Source organism: Massilia sp. FBCC-B171 (genome assembly GCF_059134155.1).
Genome location: NZ_CP101443.1, coordinates 1,464,560 through 1,481,164 on the forward strand (window position 1 = coordinate 1,464,560; position 16,605 = coordinate 1,481,164).

The window sequence follows — 16,605 nt, forward strand, 5'->3', positions numbered from 1 at the left end:
ATGCTCACCGGATCTGGTTGATCAGGGATGTGCCAATGACCACCACCCTGTTGTCGGGTGTGAGCCCCTTGGTGACGATGACGGTGCGCGCGTCCAGCGCCGTCGCCTCCACCGGCAGCGCGATGAAGCGCTGCGCACCGGATTTAATCCAGACCACCGTTTCATTGGCCGGATTACGGGCCAGTGCCGCCGCCGGAAGGGCGATGCCTTTGACCTTGGTATCGAGCTTGGCCAGGACCGTCACCGGCTGACCTACTGCCAGGTCGAGGTTCGTACCGCGCGCACGGAAATTGATCGGCACGGCGCCGTCGCGCAGGGTGCGGCCGCCGCCAAGCAGCGTCAGCTCGACATCCGGCACGTCAACGAGCGTCGCAGTGCTGATTTTGCGGGCGATGCCTGCATCGGCAGACAAGGCTTCGATCACCATTCGCTGCGGATCGACAATCTCGAAAAGCACGTCCTTCGATTCGACGATCTGGCCATTAAGCACCGATGCGCTGGCAATGATGCCGCTAGCCGGTGCAGTAATCGCCTCGCTGCCGCTGATCGACCCGGCAACCGCGCGTTCCCGCCCGATCGTGCTGGTCAATTCTGCCTGGGCCGCTTCAATTTCCTTTGCGGGCACCACGCCTTCGAGCGATTTCAGGCGTGCTACACGCTTTGCCAGCAGGGTCTTATTTGCCCGTAATTCGGCCAGTTCCGCAGCCTGGTTGCCGCGCTCGATGGCAGCGCCGGTTGGGCGCAGGCGAGCCAGGACCTGGCCCTTGACCACGCGCTGGCCAGCGACCGGCAGCCCGTTCGGCCCCGGCGCAATTTGCCCGCCGAACGGCGCCTGCACCCGGCCGCCAGCGTTCGGATCGATGCTCGCGCGGCCGTTCAGAGCCACACTGCGCGCAAATTCTCCCTCCTTGACCATGAGCGTGCGTACGCCCATGCGGCGCTGCGCCAGTTTTGGCACATTGACGCTGCCGTCGGGCAGGCGCGCCAGGCCGCCAACGCTGGCAGTTGCCTGGCCGTCCAGGTGCTCGCCGTTCGGGCCGTGTGCGCCAGGCGCCGCTTGCAGCGAGGTCGCAAACACGCCGGCAACAAGGCTGGTAACAATTCGTTGAGTCATCTTCATATCAAACTTCCTTGCGTTGACGGCGACGGCGGGCGACGAATACTGCGGCGACTGCGAGGGTGGCGGCCGCAATTGCGGCCAGCAGCCAGCGGCTCACGCCGTGGCCATGCCCGTGATCGTCAGCCGCTGCGGCGACCGTCAGCGTGCCTTCGAGCAGATCGCTTTCTTCACCGGAAACCAGTGTGAACAGCAAGGCATGGGTACCCGGTTTTGAAATTGCAGCGAGGAATTTCGGATCGTCGATCGCGTAGTCGCCGAGATCGGCGTGGAACTTGGCTTTTGCCTTGAGGTCTTTGTACTGGACCTCAAGTGCGCCGTTTAGCACGGGCTCATTGGTCTCGTAGCGGTCGATCATGATCGACAGCTCGCCACCAGAAAGGTGGCCAAGCAGCTCGAAGGCTTCGGTAAAAGTCTCGATACGGGGAACTGACGTAGCCGAGCCGGTGGCGGTAGCTTGGCCGTCGAGGTGTTCGCCGTTCGGCCCGTGGGCGCCGGGGCTGGCCAGTGCCGGCGACATGGCGAGCATGGCGGCAAACAGCAGGTACAGGTATTTCATGGAAGAATTCCTAAGGCTTGATTGAGTTGGGCGTGTGCGAGCCCGAGCGCGACCTGTTGCTGGGCGAGCGCGATGTCGGCCTCGTGCGTGAGTGCGCGCGAACGCAGCAGGTCGGCAAGTCCCCGTTCACCCGCGTGAAATGCCTTTTCAAAGAGTGCGGTGTGTTCGTGCAGGGTAGTGGCGCGTTCGGCGGCGGTGTCGAGCGCGGTCCGCGCATTCGCCAGCCGTTCCCGGGCGATCCCGACCTCGGCATCGGCACCTGCCTGGATTTCAGCAGCCTCAGCTGCTGCCGTCGCGATTGCGGTCTGCGCCTGGGCCTCGGCGGTCCGATTGCGGGCGGCGCTTCCGAGCGGGATCTGCAGCGCCATGCCGATGCTGTTGACGCCCTCGCGCAACGGCCTTTCGTCTTCCCTGCGCACTGACACTGCGATCGTCGGCGGCGCCGAGCGGGTGGCCGCGGCCAGCCGCAGGGCGGCGCGTGCGCGCTGTTCGGACGCCTGGGCGGCGGCCAGACGAGGATTGTTCGGCATGGCGGCCACGGGCAGGGCTTCCGGTTCGAGCACCGGCAAGGCCGGCAGCCCCGTCAGCACCCGGTAGCGTGCCAGTGCTTCGGCCGCTGCCGTTTGCGCATGGGTTACCTCGATCCGCGCGGCCAGCACTTCCTGGCGCGCGAGCAAGCCGTCGCTGCGGGCAAGGTCGCCGGCCTTGACGCGCAGCGCTACCTCGTCCGCCAGGCCCTCAAGGTGGTGCAAGTGGTCCTGCTTTTCCTGCAGGCGCACCTGGGCGGCGGCCGCTTCCCACATGCGCTGGCGCACCTGGCCGGCAATGGCCAGGCGCGTCGCCGCGATATGGGCGGCGACTTCATCGGTGCTACGCGCTGCCAGGGTCTCGCGGGCGCTTTTTTGCCCGGGCAGCCAGAACGAGGACGAAACCGAGATTTCCGACTCGCGCTGGTCGCGCTCGGATGCACCGAGGTCGCTGCGGCGCGACAAGCCGAGCGTCGGACTGGAGGCCAGCCAGCTGCGGGAGTTCGCCCGCGCGGCAAGCATTTCGTCCTGGCGCGCGTCGAGCGTACGGGCGGCGCTGGCGCGTTGCCAGGCACTGTCGACGGCCTGCTTAAGGGTGGTTCCGGGCGCGGGCGGCGCGGGAGGTGCCGCCAGTGCCAGGCACGGCAGCGCAAGGACGGCACGGATAATGTACAAGGACAGGCGGCAAGTGCGCATGTGTTCTCCATCGGATGACAATTGAAATCACCGAGGGCGAGCACAGCAGCGCGACCAGGCCGCGCCTGGATTGAACGTTTATGTGTGCTGCAGCCCCCCGGCAGTGTGGCCGGGGGAGCGGGCAGGGGGCCTGTGTGGCCCGTCGAGGAAGGGCTCGGGGACTGCCTGGGCACGGTATGGCCGTGCCACGGACCCTGTCTGTTCAGGCGGGAACATCAGGCGCGGGAACCCGACGCCAGCCGGCTGCGAAGTTGAAGAGTGTTCCTGGGCATGATCGAACGACTCATCGGACTCGTCGTAGTGAACCGAGCCGTCGTCCTCATGGTGATGCTGGATGCCCTCATGGTGCTCGAGTTCATGCACGAGCGAGGCCGCGCCCACGGCCGGCGGCAAGCTGCCCTGCATGGCAAAACCATACAGCGGCAAGCACAACAGCAGGAGGAGATGGACAATCCGGCGCAAGAAAATTACCAATCGAAATTTTCGAGGATTATAGCAGCAGCACTTAATTATCGTGACCAGTGTCCTGTTGACAATCTAGAATGCGAGGCCATGGACTCCTCCGAAACCCGCATCCGCATCCGTACCGATGAGCACCGCTTCTGGCGGGTCTTTCTCATCTTCCTGCGACTTGGCCTGACGTCCTTCGGCGGCCCAATCGCCCACTTGGGCTATTTTCGCAACGAATTCGTCGTACGCCGGGCGTGGTTGTCGGAGCGCAGTTACGCCGACTTGGTAGCCCTGTGTCAATTCCTGCCGGGGCCGGCCAGCAGCCAGGTCGGAATGGCATTGGGTTTTTCCCGGGCGGGCTACGCGGGAGCGCTGGCGGCCTGGGCCGGCTTCACCCTTCCTTCCGCGCTTGCCCTTATCCTCTTCGCGCAGGGAATATCCACCTATGGCCATGCGATCGGAAGTGGCGCACTGCACGGCCTGAAAGTGGTAGCGGTCGCCGTCGTCGCCCAGGCCGTATGGGGAATGGCACGCAACCTGTGTACCGATCGCTTGCGCATTACGATCATGGCCATCGCGGCCTGTGTTGCCTTGCTTGTACCGTCCGCATGGGGACAGGTTGGCGTCATCGCCGCCGCCGGGGCTGCCGGCATGCTGTTGCTGAAACCAGTGCTCGATGCGGCCCACGATCCGCTGCCAATGACGATCGGCCGGCGCGCCGGTGCGGCCTGGCTGGCATTGTTCTTTCTCTTGCTGACCGCTCTCCCTGTCCTGGCCCAGCTGCTGCCCAACCAGGCATTGACCCTGGCGGACATTTTCTACCGTGCAGGATCCCTTGTATTTGGTGGTGGGCACGTCGTCCTGCCCCTGCTGCAAGCGGAGCTCGTGCCCACCGGCTTGGTCAGTAATGAAATTTTTCTTGCTGGTTACGGGGCGGCGCAAGCCGTTCCCGGGCCGCTGTTTACGTTCGCCGCATTCCTGGGCGCGTCGATGGCCGCGACACCTTCCGGCTGGATCGGCGGCATGGTCTGCCTGCTTGCAATTTTCGTTCCGTCTTTCCTGCTGGTCGCGGGCGCTCTGCCGTTCTGGGAGCCATTGCGCCGGAATGCGCGTACGCAAGCGGAGCTGGGCGGAATCAATGCGGCCGTGGTAGGCCTGCTCCTCGCGGCGCTCTATCATCCGGTATGGACGAGTGCCATTCTTCGGCCGCACGACTTCGGCCTTGCTCTGGTCGCTTTCATTGCGCTGATCTTCTGGAAGCTTCCACCATGGCTCGTGGTCGTCTTCAGCGGAGCCGCAGGCTGGCTCCTTCACGCCGCATGACAGTTGCGGCGGCCTATGAGGTTGGACAAACTAACTCAATTCGTCTGCGACCGTCCCTGGCACCCCTGTTCCCAGTGCATGAAGAATCGCGCAAGCGCTGGTTGAATCCGTGGCGAGACAGCGGTTCCGTAGCGTGCGGAGTTGCGAATCGAGTACCGTCAGCGACGCCAGGCGTTCCGCAACGTTCTTGATGTGCCGGTCGAGCAAGTCATTGACGCCTGCGCAGTCCAGTTCGGGGTGGTCACGCAAATCCAGTAATTCCCTGACCTCGTCGAGAGTCATGTCGAGGACTCTGCAGTGTCGAATGAACATGAGCCGCTCGAGATGGCGCTCTCCATAGCTGCGGTAGTTGTTGGATGACCGGTCGGGCATCATCAGAACGCCGATTCGCTCGTAATAGCGGATGGTCTCCACGGGGCATCCCGTTTCATGGGCAAGTTCGCCTATTTTCATTATTCGCTCCGGCGCGCAAATCGTTCTTGACCCTCTACCTGCTACAGGGTATCCAATGTGAACTATACATAGTTTGCAAGGAAAACAATATGTCCGACTGTCAGACCAAAGCCTGCTGCGCGAAGACTGCGCCGGTTGCAACGCTGGACGAGACCGATGCCGCAATCGCACCCAATTCACTGCTTCTGCGTATCGACCAGATGGATTGTCCGACTGAAGAGGGCTTGCTGCGCCAGTCGCTTGGACGCGTTGCGGGCATTGACGAACTCGAATTCAACCTCGTCGGGCGCCGCTTGCGCATCAGCCACAGCCTCGGCGAACCAGGCCCGATTCTGGCGGCGGTGCGCGCTACCGGCATGGACCCGGTGATCGAGCGCATGGAGGAGGAGGAAACAATCGGCGGAGGTACGGTATTTCGTATCGACAATATGTGCTGCCCGACCGAGGAGCGCCTGATCCGCAACAAGCTCGCTGCGATGCCGCAGGTCACTCAACTTGACTTCAATCTCCTTCAGCAGCAGTTGAAGGTCACTCACACGGGCCCGGACGGACCCATCCAGGAAGCGTTGACCACGATCGGAATGCACGCCGTACGCGTCGCCACGAGCACAGAAGGAAGTGCCCCAATAACTCCCGCCACGGTTCCAGGCGCAGGCAGGCGTTGGCGACAAGCGGGTCTGTTCGTCGGCTTGGCAGCGGCGATCGGCGCCGAAGTGATTGCGTGGACGACAGGGATGGAGCATTCGGTCCCAGTCATCCTGCTGTCCGTGCTGGCAATCCTGACCACTGGTCTTGGCGTATACAAGAAGGGCTGGATCGCGCTCAAGAACCGCAATCTCAACATCAACGCCCTTATGTCCATCGCCGTCACGGGCGCTGTCCTCATCGGGCAGTGGCCGGAAGCGGCAATGGTGATGGTTCTGTTCGCGATTGCCGAGATGATCGAAGCAAAATCGCTTGATCGGGCACGAAACGCAATCGAGGGACTGATGGCGCTAACGCCGGATAAGGTCAGCATACGTCAGGCCGACGGTACATGGAGCGAGCGCGAAGCCGGTTCGGTGACGGTCGGAAGCATTGCACGGGTGGGGCCAGGGGAACGAATCGCACTCGATGGCGAGGTAACGACGGGCCAGTCGTCGGTGACCCAGGCGCCGATCACGGGTGAAAGCATGCCTGTGCCGAAATCAACCGGCGATAAGGTATTCGCGGGGACCGTCAACGAAACGGGTTCGTTCGAGTACCGGGTTATCGCCCCACACAGCAACTCGACACTCGCGCGCATTATCCGCGCGGTCGAGCAAGCGCAGGGCAGCCGCGCTCCGACACAGCGGCTGGTCGACCGTTTTTCGCGCATTTACACGCCTGCGGTTTTCGTCATTGCCCTGGCCGTCGCGATCGTGCCGCCGCTGCTATTGGGCGCGGATTGGATGTCCTGGGTCTACAAGGCCCTGGTGATGCTCGTCATCGCTTGTCCTTGCGCCCTGGTGATCTCGACGCCCGTCACGATCGTCAGCGCGCTGGCCGCTGCCGCACGTTCAGGAATCCTGATCAAGGGTGGCGTCTACCTCGAACAGGGGGGCAAGCTGCGTTCGCTGGCACTGGACAAGACCGGGACGATCACGCAGGGCAAACCTGTCGTGACCGATGCTTTGGCCGTGCGCGGCGATGCCGGCACCCTTATGCAACTTGCGGCCTCCCTGGCCGATCGGTCCGATCACCCGGTGTCGAGTGCAGTGAGCCGCTACTGGCACGGCCAGTTACACGGGCAACAGTTGTCGGTCGTAACGGACTTCGAGGCCATTACCGGACGTGGCACGAAGGGACGCATCGATGGCCAATGGTATTACCTTGGCAATCACCGACTGGTCGAGGAACTAGGAATTTGTGACCCGGCAACTGAAAGCGTCCTTTCAAGGCTGGAAGGCGAAGGAAAAACTGCTGTTGTCCTGTGCGATGCCACGGCGCCACTCATGGTCATCGGCGCCGCCGATACCATGCGTGAGTCCAGCCGCGACGCAATCGCCCAGCTGCATGCTTTGGGCATCAGGACAGTCATGCTCACCGGCGACAATGCAGTGACGGCGGATGCCATCGCACGCCAGGTCGGTATCGACGACGCACGTGGCAACCTTCTGCCCGAGGACAAACTCGCGGCGGTCGACGGCGAAATCGCACGGTACGGTATCGTAGGCATGGTTGGCGATGGTATCAACGACGCGCCAGCACTAGCGAAAGCACACATCGGCTTCGCGATGGGCGCCGCCGGCACCGACACTGCGATTGAAACGGCCGATGTCGCGCTGATGGATGACGACCTGCGCAAGATTCCCCAGTTCATTCGGCTGAGCCGGCGGGCCAACGCGATCCTGCGCCAGAACATCGCTTTTGCCCTTGCAATCAAGGCGGTGTTCCTGTTCCTCGCCATGGCCGGCTCGGCCACGCTGTGGATGGCTGTGTTCGCCGATATGGGGGCCAGCCTGCTCGTCGTATTCAACGGGCTCCGGCTATTGAAGCCTGGACGGGCGCCCTGACTGATCTGTATGGACCGGCGGCCAGCCTTGGATTACCTGTTCAGGCTTTATCCGCGTAGTTCGATGGTTGCAGCGCTCGTTCCACCAGCTCGATCAGAATGTGAATGACCTTGATGTGGAGTTCCTGCACCCGATCCGCGTATTGTCCGCCACTCGTGCAGATGCACACGTCGGAATTTTGTGCGAGCTGCGATCCGGCGCGCCCGGTCAGGCCAATCACCTTCATTCCTTTTGCGCGGGCTGCTTTCGCAGCCAGCACGACGGACGCGCTGGTTCCGCTTGTGCTGATTGCAAACAGCAGGTCGCCGGTCCCGCCATTGCCTTCCACAAATCGGGCGAACACCTGCTCGTAGCCGTAGTCGTTGGCAACGCAGCTGATATAACTTGGATCGCTGATGGCGATTGCCGCCATGGCGGGACGGTTGTCGCGAAAACGGCCCGACAGCTCTTCGGCCAGATGCATCGCATCGCACATCGAACCGCCATTGCCGCACGAGATCACGCGCTGGCCGCTTCGTAAGGCGTCGATGAGTAACTGTGCGCCTGCCTGGATATTGCCAAGTTCGATGTCATCGGCGATGAGGCGGTCGAGCGCCTCGCGCGCCTCGACAAGATTGCGCTTGATATAGTCGATCATTCCTTTGCTCCTTCGCGTTCGTCATGGTCGTGGCCTGTGTGATCGTCGGGCGCAGTCTGGGCAGCGGGGCCGAAACTGTGGTCCTCGACTGCTTGTTCGCAAGGCGTCGTCTCGATCTGAATGGTGCTGTGATGGATGTCGTATTTGCTCGCAATGAGCTGGCGGATGTCCAACAACAGCGCTTGTGGGTTCACGACGTTTTCGCGCTGCACGACATGCACTGTCAAGCTGGCTTTTCCACTGGTAATTGACCAGACATGCAGGTCATGTACGCTGGCTACGCCCGGGACCCCGGCGATCGCGCTCTTGACCTCGGCAATGCCAAGACCCTCGGGGACGCCTTCGAGCAGTACGTTCATGCTGGCCTTGAGCAGTGTCCACGTACGCGGCAACACCCACAGTCCGATACCGACTGCAATGATCGAGTCCACCCAGGTCCAGCCTGTGTAGCGGATAACGAGGGCACCGATGATCACACCGATCGAGCCGAGCATATCACTCCAGACTTCGAGATAGGCACCTTTGATGTTCAGGCTGCTGTCTTTGCCGCTGGAGAGGAGCCGCATGCTGATGAGGTTGACCACGAGGCCGAAGGCAGCGACGATCAGCATTGTGCCCGACTGGATCTCAGGTGGATTGTTCAGGCGTTGGTATGCCTCGTACAGAATATATATAGCCACCAGGAACAGCAGGATGGCATTGAAGGCTGCTGCCAGGATTTCGAAGCGGTAGTAGCCGAAGGTGCGCTCGCTATCGGCAGGGCGCCGGCCGATCCGGATTGCCGCGAGCGAGATGGCCAATGCGGCGGTGTCGGTGAACATGTGCGCCGCATCCGAGATCAGCGCAAGGCTGTTCGTGAGAATGCCGCCGATGATTTCTGCGATGAGGAAGGCTGTTGTAAGAATGAGTGCAATCCAGAGCGGTCGTTCGCTCTGGCCCGGCTGTGCTGCGTGTGAATGTCCTGAGCCCATTGTGTCTCCTTTATGTCTTGATTTGATGGTGATGCTTGTAATGCCGATCGTCGCCCAATCAGCCACGATCGGGCGATGCTTGGCAGCTTCGTAGCAAACGTGTCGCCGACCGTGCTCCCGGCACTACTTCCGCTTTGCCTTGCGCCTCGATTTCTGCTGAGGTTTCGTTCTGGTGGATTTTTTCCGGTCGCGGTATTTGAGCCAACCTAAAAACACCATGATGACGCCGAATAAAACGAGGCTGCCGATTGCGACAGTTTCGATTACCTGACCGCGTATCTCCTCCGGCAGCTGTTGTTGCAGTCTCATGTCTTCGTTTCCTTCCATATTTTAGGGGGACGCTTGTTGAGCAGTCAGTTCATTGCGCGCCCTAGATGGAGCAACGCCCGCACGCACAGCATCAGTACGATGGCGATGCCTGCTAGGGCATCGAGCCGCCCTGCATCGGTACTAAGTGCGCTGAAAGCGATACACACGGCAAGCGCAACCGGCGCTGCCGACAGAAGTGCATCAGTACGCGCACTATTGGATCGACTTTCGTCTGAACAGAGCGCAAGGCCAGCGGTTGTGAGCGCCGCGATGACCCCTGGCACGACGAATCCCGCTATCGCCCCGGCATCGATCGTCTCGACGTGAAACATGCCGTGCGCACCAGTCGCCGTTACGAACAGAGCGAGCAGCACGCAAGTCGTCCACAGAAGAAGCTGGGCAACGAAAAACCATGTTTCTCCGCCCCTGGGATGGTTCCTGCCAGCGTCACGTTCGTCGATCAGGAGCCGGAAACCGACACTGGCAACATGATGCGCAGCTGCGCCCATGAGGACGACACTTTCCAGAACAAGCCCCCCGGCTGCGCAGCTGACAAAAGCAATGCCGTGCGCAACTAGGTCAATCTTGACGAACCAGCGCCTTTGGTGCCCGTCCCCGCCTGAATTGTCGCGTGTCATTTCGTGCTCCTAGGAGGGGCCACAGAACAGACTGCGGCCCGGCGCTTTCAATGCACAAGGACTTTGGCTGGTTCAACTGGAACCTCATCGCTGTCCTTGCGATGCGCAAGCCGGTAAAGGAGAGGAAGCACGAGCAGCGTCAGCGCAGTCGACGACAGGATGCCGCCAATCACAACCGTCGCGAGCGGCCGCTGCACCTCGGCGCCGGTCCCGGTGGCGATTGCCATCGGCACGAAGCCGAGCGACGCCACCAGAGCGGTCATCAGGACTGGCCGCAGCCTTGTCAGCGCGCCATGCGTGATGGCCCTGTCCAGTCCCATGCCTTCCTCGCGCAAGGTGCGGATGTACGAGATCATCACCAGGCCGTTCAGGACAGCCACCCCCGACAACGCAATGAATCCAACGGCAGCCGATATCGACATCGGGATGCCCCGCATCGCGAGTGCAACGACGCCACCGGTGAGGGCGAACGGAATGCCGGTAAACACGATCAGTCCATCCTTGACGTTGTTGAACATCATGAACAGCAGCGTGAAGACAATGAACAGCGCGAGGGGCACAACGAGCTGCAGACGGGCGGTGGCCGACTGCAACTGCTGGAAGGTCCCACCCCAGCTGGTCCAGTAACCGGGGGGCACTTTGACCTGCTTCTCAATGGCGGCGGCTGCTTCCGGCACGAAGCTGCCGATGTCGCGGTCGCGCACGTTCGCGCTGACGACGATGCGGCGTTTGCCGTTTTCGCGACTGATCTGGTTCGGGCCAGGCGCGAATTCGAGCGTGGCGACTTCACCCAGCGGAATGTAGGTCGTGGCGGCGCCGTCCTTGGAGGGCAGCGAAATCGGCAACTGACGCAGCGCGTCCAGATCGGTTCGCAAGGTTTCCGGCAAGCGCACAACAATGTCGAAACGACGATCGCCCTCGAACATGGTGCCCGCTTCGCGCCCTCCAGTTGCGATTGCGAGCGCCTCCTGCACATCGCCGATATTGAGGCCATAGCGCGCTGTCTTCTCACGGTCGATATTCACGGTCAGCATCGGCAGACCTCCCGTCTGCTCGACCTTGACTTCGACAGCTCCAGGGATTCGCCCAAGCACCTCGGCGATTTCCTGGCCTGTTGCCGCGAGCACGTCCATGTCGTCGCCGAACACCTTCACGGCGACGTCGCTGCGTACGCCCGAGATGAGTTCGTTAAACCGCAACTGGATCGGTTGCGAGAATTCATACGCGTTGCCCGCATACTTCTCGGTTTCCTCCTGGATCGCCGTGATCAGCTCGGCACGGCTTTTCTTGGGCTTGGGCCAGTCCGACTCGGGTTTGAGCATGATGTAGCCATCCGAGATGTTTGGCGGCATCGGGTCGGATGCGATCTCGGCAGTGCCGGTCCGGGCGAATATCCGATCGATCTCCGGGAACTTCGCTTTCAGGCCGGCCTCGACTTTTTTCTGCATCTCGACCGATTGGCTCAAGCTCGTGCCAGGAATGCGCAGCGACTGCAGGGCCAGGTCGCCTTCGTTGAGGCTTGGGATAAACTCGCTGCCGAGCCGCATTGCAAGGAGGCCCGACAATCCAACCAGGACGATCGCGCCCGTGATGACAACGGCCGCATTACGCATGACTTTGCCCAGCATAGGCTCGTAGGCTCGCTTGGCCATTGCCATGATCCGGTTCTCCTTCTCGGCGACGCGCTTGCCGATAAAGAGGGCGACAGCTGCGGGAATGAAGGTGATCGACAGGATCATCGCCCCAACCAGCGCGGCGACGACTGCAAATGCCATCGGATGGAACATCTTCCCTTCAACGCCGGACAGCGCGAAGATCGGCAGGTAGACCACCATAATGATGAGTTGGCCAAACAGCAGCGGCCGGCGCGCTTCCTTGGCGGCGATGAAGACTTCGTGGAAGCGCTCCGTCAGGGTCAACTCGCGCTTGTGGTGGTCCTGCGCGTGGGCCAGACGGCGCACGCAGTTCTCGACGATCACGACCGCGCCGTCGATGATGATGCCGAAGTCGAGAGCGCCCAGGCTCATCAAATTCGCGCTGACCCGGTACGTGACCATGCCGGTGAACGTGAACAGCATCGCCAGCGGGATCACCATGGCGGTGATGATCGCCGCACGGATATTGCCGAGGAAAAGGAATAGGATGACGATCACGAGGACCGCGCCCTCGAGCAGGTTCTTCTTGACCGTATTGATGGCTTTGTCGACCAGCACGGTACGGTCGTAGACCGGGATCGCCTTGACCCCTTTCGGCAGCGAGCGGTTGACGTCGACCATCTTGGCGGCAACTGCCTGGGAGACGGCCCGGCTGTTCTCGCCGATGAGCATGAAGACCGTGCCGAGCACGACCTCGCGGCCGTTCTCCGTTGCGGCACCCGTGCGCAGTTCCTGCCCGATACCGACAGTGGCCACGTCACGCACGCGGACCGGCACCCCTTTCACGTTGGTTACTACCGTGTTGCGGATGTCGTCCAGGTTGCGCACTTGGCCCGGCGCGCGGATCAGGAACTGCTCGCCGCGGCGCTCGATATAGCCCGCGCCCACGTTGTTGTTGTTACGGTCGATCGCGCCGACGACGTCGGACATCGACAAACCGTAAGAGCTGAGCTTGGCCGGGTCGGGCGCGATCAGGTATTCCTTCGCGAAGCCGCCGATCGAGTTGATCTCGGTAACCCCGGGCACCTGCCGCAGTTGCGGCTTGATGATCCAGTCTTGGATTTCGCGCAGGTCGGTCGGGGTGTAGAGCGTGCCGTCAGGCTTTTTCGCTCCGGGATCGCTTTCCACGGTCCACAGATAGATCTCGCCAAGACCCGTGGAAATCGGGCCCATCATCGGCACGACGCCGCCGGGCAGGTTCTCCCGAGCTTCCTGGATCCGCTGGTTGACCAATTGGCGGGCGAAGTGGATGTCGGTACCGTCCTTGAAGATGACGGTCACCTGTGAGAGCCCGTAGCGCGATAGCGAACGAGTTTCTTCCAGCCCGGGCAGCCCGGCCATCACCGTTTCGATCGGGAAGGTCACGCGCTGCTCGACTTCGAGCGGAGAGTAGCCGGCTGCTGACGTGTTGATCTGGACCTGAACATTGGTGATGTCGGGCACCGCGTCGATCGGCAGCTTCTGGTAGTTGTAGATGCCGACGGCCGCCATCGCGGTGACCGCCAGCATGACGAGCCATCGGTGTTCGATGGCAAAGCGAATGATGCGTTCAAACATATCTGTTCCTCGTTCAGTGGCCGTGCTCGGCGCCGCCCTTGCCTTGCTGGGCTTTCACAACGAAGCTTCCCGTTGCAACGTATTGCGTCCCGGCGGTCAGCCCGCTCAGGATCTCGATGCTTTTTCCATCGCTCGCGCCGACCGTCACCGGCTGGGCCTGGAAACCCTGCGGCACTTTCGTGAAGACGACGGTCTTGCCTTCGATCGTCTGGATTGCCTCGGCCGATACGGTGACGGCCGCATCCTTCCTGCCGCGCACGACGGCGACATTGACGAACAGGCCCGGGCGCCAGGCAAGCCCTGGGTTGTCGATCACGACACGCGCGGTCGCGGTTCGAGTCTGCTCCCCCAGCAGGCTGCCGACATAGTTGACCTTGCCGGTTACCGATGCGCTGCCGGCGGCGGACCGGATCGTGACCGGCTGGCCAACACGCACGGTCTCCAGGTCCTTGGCGGTGACGACGATCTCGACCCACACGGTCGACAGATCCGACACGAGGAAGACATTCGCATCTTCCTTGACCGCCTCGCCTTGGGCCAGGTGCTTTTCAACGACGACGCCGTTAAAGGGGGCACGCAGGATGTAGCGGTTGACGGCGCCCGAGGCTTGCTCGGCGCCGAGGGCCGTCAGCTTCGATTTGGCCGACTGCGCCTCGATCTGCGCTTCTCGGTAGGCCTGCTCGGCTTGCAGATAGTCCTGTTGGGCCGAGATCCGGTCTTCCCACAGTTTTTTCTCACGTTCATAGGTCACGCGCGCCAACCCGAGCCGCTTGTCTGCGGCCAGGGCGGTGCTGCGCAGCTCGGCGACGTCGGCACTGGCGATCACGGCCAGTGGCTGGCCCTTCTTCACCTCCTGCCCAAGGGAGGCGGACACCGACTCCACCACGCCGGCCAGGCGCGGGACAATGTGCGCGGTACGGTCTTCGTTGAACCGCACTTCACCAGGGAGAGTGACGGCAGTGTCGATGCTCGCCGGAGCGGCCTGGGCGGTGACAATCCCGGCGCCTTGCACCTGCTGCGGCGTCATCTCGACCAGACCAGGGGCTTCGTCGGCATGGCTTTCCTCTTTGCCTGGTGCTTTTTCAGCGGTCTCCTCTGCGTGCTCGCCACCTTCCTGCGCGGCAGGAGCATCCTTCTTCCAGAAGAAGATAGTGAGGGCAAGCACGACGCCGATGGCGAGTACCGCGAGGACTGAAAACGTGGATTTCTTGTCGATGTTGAACTTCATGGGGTGATCCTGTTGGGGTGATGGGCGCCGGCGTCTGGGTCGACGTAGCGGCCAAGTTCCGCGACGGCGCGATAGCGGTCGTAGAGTGTCTGGATGTATTGGGTGCGAATCTGCAGTAGCGTGCGTTGCGCATCGAGGACGTCGAGGAAAGCGAATTTGCCGGCCTCGAAACCGGTCACGGTCGAATCGAACACCCGTTGCGCCGCCGGCAGGATTTCCTCGCGCATGCTGCGCACCTGTTCGCGCGCCAAATGTGCACGCTGATAGGCGCTTGCTAGGCCCTGATGCAAGCGTATGCGCTCAGCTTCGAGCTCTGCCTGTGCTTTCTCGGCGCGGCCGAGCGATGCCTGCAGGCTTCCCTGGTTACGGTTGAACAGCGGTAGTGGGACCGACAGCCCGAGCACGGTCTGCGACCGGCCGATTTCGTCGTCCTTCTTGTTGCCTACAATGAGCGTGAGATCCGGCATCCGCTGCGAACGGTCGAGGCCGACCTGCGCTTCTTCGCGTTCGACCCGCAGGCGGGCGCGCCCCAGCTGCGGCGAAGTGTCGAGACCTTGTTCAAGCTCGGAAAGGGGAGGGGTGGAGGACAGGTCGAGTTCCGGAATCACCAGGGTCGGGGCTGAGGGACCTGTCTCGCCCCAGTATGCGACCAGCGTGTGCAGTGCAATCGATAAGTCGCTCTGCGCCTGGGCGAGCTCGAGCCGGGCCGACGCCTGCGCTACACCTGCGCGGTCTTGTTCGACGGGCGACACGCGGCCGGCCGCAACCCGCTTTTGCGCAGCGACTGCAGCCTTTGCCGCCACGTCGAGCGAGGTTTCAGCGAGCAGCACCCGTTCCTGGGCGCCGAGCGCATCAAAAAAAGCAGTGGTCACATCGACACGCAGGTCGATTCGCGCAACGCGCAGGTTGCCAGTGGCAAGGCTCCGCTCGCGTTCAGCGAGGCGCATGCGCGCCGAACGCTTGCCTCCGAGCTCGATCAATTGGCTCAGCTGAACCGTTTGGGTGCGGGTGCCACGCTGAGCGCCTTCGCGTACGAACGAGACTTCAGGATTGGGCAACAGGCCAGCCTGGCGTTGCAGGCCAGTGGCGATTGCGACGTCAAGCGCTGCCGCACGCAGGCCTGGATTGGCAGCAAGGGTCTTCGCGACAGCCTGTTCCAGCGTGAGTGTCGCGTCGACCGCCTCGATGAATTGCTGGGCCACGCCAAGGGGCGCGTTCTGCGCTGAAATTTGCGCAGCAGTCGGGGACATCTGTGCCAATAGCACGGACGCCCCGACGAGGAAATACTTGGGATGCATGAATAACTCCGGTTGTTAATAACGAAGGCTATTCAGCAGCGATGCGTATCGGAGCACCCGCAGGCGCTCCAGAACAACGATTAGATTGGGTTTATACGATCTGCCGCCGAATCAGACGGCGGAGATCCATTGAGGCCGCTCTGGACGCGCGGAGTACGAAGAGGAGTAGAGCATCAGGCTCACGGGTGGCGCAAGCCGAACCGGTTCGAGAATCGCTACGGCTATCGGGAGGCTGTCGAAGGAGAGCGGCGCATGGGCACAAGACGAGCAGTGCGAATGCAGGCTTGCTTTCTTGGCCGATCCGGTCGGCTTGTCACTATTCTCGGAAGCCAGCTTGTGCGCATCGGTCTCTGAGGAGTGATGGCCTAAATGCTGGGCCGCGCGCCCCGATTCATGCTGGCAATAGGCAGCGACCACGCTCCAGCTGAGCTGAAGAGCGAGAATTGTTAGGACGAGGTAGATGAATCGTCGGGCTGCCATGACAAAAAGTATAGCACGAGGCATCGCTTGCACTCGTACGAGCGTCGACGCGCGGCCCGGTTCCGCAGTTCAGCCTCTTATGTCCGCAATTGCAAACCGACCGTCGGAATCAGGTCTCTGCCTGATTCGCGTATCGCTCAGGCACCGTTCTCAATGCGTCTGGCGAACTTGTT

General features: G+C 62.1%; 13 protein-coding genes. 2 read left to right on the forward strand and 11 right to left on the reverse strand.

All coding sequences use genetic code 11. From position 1 onward, the window contains the following. Positions 1 to 4: 4 nt before the first annotated feature. From NMB41_RS06650 to NMB41_RS06660, 3 genes are read right to left on the reverse strand one after another with little or no spacing between them, the layout of a single operon-like run. Positions 5 to 1,120: an efflux RND transporter periplasmic adaptor subunit gene (locus NMB41_RS06650; RefSeq protein ID WP_494381686.1), complete on the reverse strand. Its 1,116-nt coding sequence runs from the start codon at positions 1,118 to 1,120 to the stop codon at positions 5 to 7. Between the two features lies 1 nt (position 1,121). Then, positions 1,122 to 1,676, reverse strand: a complete 555-nt coding sequence (locus tag NMB41_RS06655; RefSeq protein ID WP_494381687.1) for a hypothetical protein — start codon at positions 1,674 to 1,676, stop codon at positions 1,122 to 1,124. Further along, complete coding sequence (locus tag NMB41_RS06660) at positions 1,673 to 2,899, reverse strand: TolC family protein (RefSeq protein ID WP_494381688.1); 1,227 nt, start codon at positions 2,897 to 2,899, stop codon at positions 1,673 to 1,675. The genes NMB41_RS06655 and NMB41_RS06660 overlap by 4 nt, the downstream gene beginning before the upstream one ends. Positions 2,900 to 3,451: 552 nt before the next feature. On the opposite strand from NMB41_RS06660, the gene chrA reads away from it, so the two are divergent. After that, the gene (gene chrA / locus NMB41_RS06665) at positions 3,452 to 4,672 is read left to right on the forward strand and encodes a chromate efflux transporter (protein WP_494382801.1); all 1,221 of its coding nucleotides are present in this window, start codon (positions 3,452 to 3,454) and stop codon (positions 4,670 to 4,672) included. Positions 4,673 to 4,702: 30 nt separating this feature from the next. On the opposite strand, the gene cadR is transcribed toward chrA, so the two are convergent. Continuing rightward, the gene (gene cadR / locus NMB41_RS06670) at positions 4,703 to 5,125 is read right to left on the reverse strand and encodes a Cd(II)/Pb(II)-responsive transcriptional regulator (protein ID WP_494381689.1); all 423 of its coding nucleotides are present in this window, start codon (positions 5,123 to 5,125) and stop codon (positions 4,703 to 4,705) included. 89 nt (positions 5,126 to 5,214) lie between these two features. On the opposite strand from cadR, the gene NMB41_RS06675 reads away from it, so the two are divergent. Then, a complete protein-coding gene (locus NMB41_RS06675) occupies positions 5,215 to 7,659 on the forward strand; it encodes a heavy metal translocating P-type ATPase (protein WP_494381690.1) in 2,445 nt (814 codons plus the stop codon). Between the two features lie 40 nt (positions 7,660 to 7,699). Here NMB41_RS06675 and NMB41_RS06680 read toward each other — a convergent pair whose 3' ends face one another. The 7 genes from NMB41_RS06680 to NMB41_RS06710 all read right to left on the reverse strand — a co-directional run bounded on the left by NMB41_RS06680 (position 7,700) and on the right by NMB41_RS06710 (position 15,952). Next, the gene (locus NMB41_RS06680; protein ID WP_494381691.1) at positions 7,700 to 8,296 is read right to left on the reverse strand and encodes an SIS domain-containing protein; all 597 of its coding nucleotides are present in this window, start codon (positions 8,294 to 8,296) and stop codon (positions 7,700 to 7,702) included. Next, the gene (locus tag NMB41_RS06685; RefSeq protein ID WP_494381692.1) at positions 8,293 to 9,267 is read right to left on the reverse strand and encodes a cation diffusion facilitator family transporter; all 975 of its coding nucleotides are present in this window, start codon (positions 9,265 to 9,267) and stop codon (positions 8,293 to 8,295) included. The genes NMB41_RS06680 and NMB41_RS06685 overlap by 4 nt, the downstream gene beginning before the upstream one ends. 123 nt (positions 9,268 to 9,390) lie before the next feature. Beyond that, on the reverse strand, positions 9,391 to 9,576 hold the full coding sequence (locus NMB41_RS06690; protein ID WP_494381693.1) for a hypothetical protein: 186 nt from the start codon (positions 9,574 to 9,576) through the stop codon (positions 9,391 to 9,393). A gap of 44 nt (positions 9,577 to 9,620) precedes the next feature. Next, complete coding sequence (locus NMB41_RS06695; protein ID WP_494381694.1) at positions 9,621 to 10,214, reverse strand: hypothetical protein; 594 nt, start codon at positions 10,212 to 10,214, stop codon at positions 9,621 to 9,623. A gap of 47 nt (positions 10,215 to 10,261) precedes the next feature. Then, the gene (locus NMB41_RS06700) at positions 10,262 to 13,426 is read right to left on the reverse strand and encodes a CusA/CzcA family heavy metal efflux RND transporter (protein ID WP_494381695.1); all 3,165 of its coding nucleotides are present in this window, start codon (positions 13,424 to 13,426) and stop codon (positions 10,262 to 10,264) included. Between the two features lie 13 nt (positions 13,427 to 13,439). Next, positions 13,440 to 14,654: an efflux RND transporter periplasmic adaptor subunit gene (locus NMB41_RS06705; RefSeq protein WP_494381696.1), complete on the reverse strand. Its 1,215-nt coding sequence runs from the start codon at positions 14,652 to 14,654 to the stop codon at positions 13,440 to 13,442. Continuing rightward, positions 14,651 to 15,952, reverse strand: coding sequence for a TolC family protein (locus NMB41_RS06710; protein ID WP_494381697.1), 1,302 nt, complete (start codon positions 15,950 to 15,952; stop codon positions 14,651 to 14,653). The genes NMB41_RS06705 and NMB41_RS06710 overlap by 4 nt, the downstream gene beginning before the upstream one ends. Positions 15,953 to 16,605 lie beyond the last annotated feature (653 nt).